This window comes from Streptomyces boluensis (assembly GCF_009908195.1).
Lineage (GTDB): Bacteria > Actinomycetota > Actinomycetes > Streptomycetales > Streptomycetaceae > Streptomyces > Streptomyces boluensis.
Genome location: NZ_JAAAHS010000669.1, coordinates 1 through 1,951 on the forward strand (window position 1 = coordinate 1; position 1,951 = coordinate 1,951).

Sequence of the window (1,951 nt, forward strand, 5' to 3'; positions counted from 1 at the left end):
GTGCTGGTGACGCGGATCAGGGCGGTGCGGTGACCGTTCGGTGCGGTGCCCCCTAGAACCCGAGCTTACGAAGCTGTCGCGGGTCCCGCTGCCAGTCCTTCGCGACCTTCACGTGCAGGTCCAGGAAGACCGGCGTACCGAGCAACGCCTCGATCTGCTTACGGGACTTCATCCCGACGTCCTTCAGGCGCTTGCCCTTCGGGCCGATGATGATGCCCTTCTGGCTGGGCCGCTCGATGTAGACGAACGCGTGGATGTCGAGCAGCGGCTTGTCGGCCGGACGGTCCTCGCGCGGCAGCATCTCCTCGACGACGACCGCGATGGAGTGCGGCAGTTCGTCCCGTACCCCTTCGAGCGCGGCCTCGCGGATCAGCTCCGCGACCATGACCTGCTCGGGCTCGTCGGTGAGGTCGCCCTCGGGGTACAGCGCCGGGCCCTCGGGCAGCAGCGGCACGATCAGGTCGGCGAGCAGGTCGACCTGCTGGTTCCCGACCGCCGACACCGGGATGATCTCGGCCCACTCGAAGCCGAGCTCCCGGCCGAGCTGGTCGATGGCGATGAGCTGCTCGGCGAGCGTCTTGCTGTCGACGAGGTCGGTCTTGGTGACGATGGCGATCTTCGGCGTCTTCTTGATGGACGCGAGTTCCTTGGCGATGAACCGGTCGCCGGGGCCGAGCTTCTCATTCGCGGGCAGACAGAAACCGATGACGTCGACCTCGGCCCACGTGGTGCGCACGACGTCGTTCAGGCGCTCGCCCAGCAACGTACGCGGCTTGTGGAGGCCAGGGGTGTCCACCAGGATCAGCTGCGCGTCCTCGCGGTGCACGATGCCGCGCACGGTGTGCCGCGTGGTCTGCGGCTGGTCGGCGGTGATCGCCACCTTCTTGCCGACCAGAGCGTTCGTGAGGGTGGACTTGCCCGCGTTGGGGCGGCCGACGAAGCAGGCGAAGCCGGCGCGGTGGCCGGGGCCCGACGGATCCGACGGCTGGGAAGGCTGGGTACGAACGCTCATGGCGCCCATTGTCCCTGATGCGCGGACGGCCGCCGACCGGGCCCGGCGACCCGGCCGGCGGAGGGCTCGAACCGACCGGGAGCAGAGGCGGGAACCGGCGTCCCGGCCCCGCCTCCACCTGGTCGGAGCCCGGCCGTCGCTCAGTCGAAGACGAACGGTCCTGGCGCGAGTCCCTCAGTGGAGTTGCAGGTCACAGTGATGCCGGAGACCACCAGCTTGAGCGAGCCCGGGTGGTCGAGGGAGTCACCGGAGGCGACCGTGCCGGTGAGCGGGCCCGAGTCGACCCCGCCGCCGGCCTCCATCGCCGGGTTGCTCTTGCCGGTGAAGGTCGCCGTGCCGCCGCTCGCCTTGGTGAGGGTGAGCGTCGACTCGACGGTGTTGGCACCGACCGCGACCGGCGTGGTGACTTCCGTCGACGTGACGGTGACGGTGGCGCTGGTCCCGCTCTGGGTGGCGGTGAGCGTGACCGCACCGCCGCCGTAGATGCCACAGTCCGCCTTGGACGTGGCGGTGCCGGGGGCGACGGCGGCCGCGCCCGGAGCCAGGACGAACCCGGCGAGGGCGAGAGAACCCGTGGTGAGGGCCACGCCGAGGGCCGTCCGGCCTCTCCTGGTACTGCTGCGCTTCATCGGTTCACCTTCCCGTTCGTGGGGGAGAGCTGGTCAGGTGCTGGTGCGGCGAGACACGCCCGCGGCGGGAGGGCCGCCGAGGCCTCGTGAAGGGCGTGTACGTGAACCGTCCGCGGGCGGGGTGCGGTGTCCCGCGCGCCCACCGGCACCCGGCTGCCGTCGGCCCGCAGCAGATAGGCGCCCGCTGACCTTCATCGTCCGGATGGGCGCGGACAAGATCCGCGAGAAGCTGCCCACCCTGGTCGAGAAGGTCACCGCCTCCGGCGCGCAGGTCGCCTGGATCACCGACCCGATGCACGGCAACACCTTC

At 70.6% G+C, this 1,951-nt stretch carries 2 protein-coding genes and 1 pseudogene; 1 reads left to right on the forward strand and 2 read right to left on the reverse strand.

Features of this window, described 5'->3' with window-relative positions:
• Positions 1-52 precede the first annotated feature (52 nt).
• Together era and GUY60_RS37270 are read right to left on the reverse strand one after the other, a co-directional pair.
• A complete protein-coding gene (gene era / locus GUY60_RS37265) occupies positions 53-1,021 on the reverse strand; it encodes a GTPase Era (RefSeq protein ID WP_161705933.1) in 969 nt (322 codons plus the stop codon).
• A 131-nt stretch (positions 1,022-1,152) separates the two neighbouring features.
• A complete protein-coding gene (locus tag GUY60_RS37270; protein WP_161705934.1) occupies positions 1,153-1,641 on the reverse strand; it encodes a hypothetical protein in 489 nt (162 codons plus the stop codon).
• A 172-nt stretch (positions 1,642-1,813) separates the two neighbouring features.
• Here GUY60_RS37270 and GUY60_RS37275 point away from each other — a divergent pair.
• Positions 1,814-1,951: pseudogene (locus tag GUY60_RS37275) on the forward strand (3-deoxy-7-phosphoheptulonate synthase); the annotation flags it as partial.

Coding starts and splice junctions, on each gene's coding strand:
- era (WP_161705933.1), bottom strand. CDS start 1,021: ATGGGCGCCATGAGCGTTCGTACCCAGCCTTCCCAGCCGTCGGATCCG.
- GUY60_RS37270 (WP_161705934.1), bottom strand. CDS start 1,641: ATGAAGCGCAGCAGTACCAGGAGAGGCCGGACGGCCCTCGGCGTGGCC.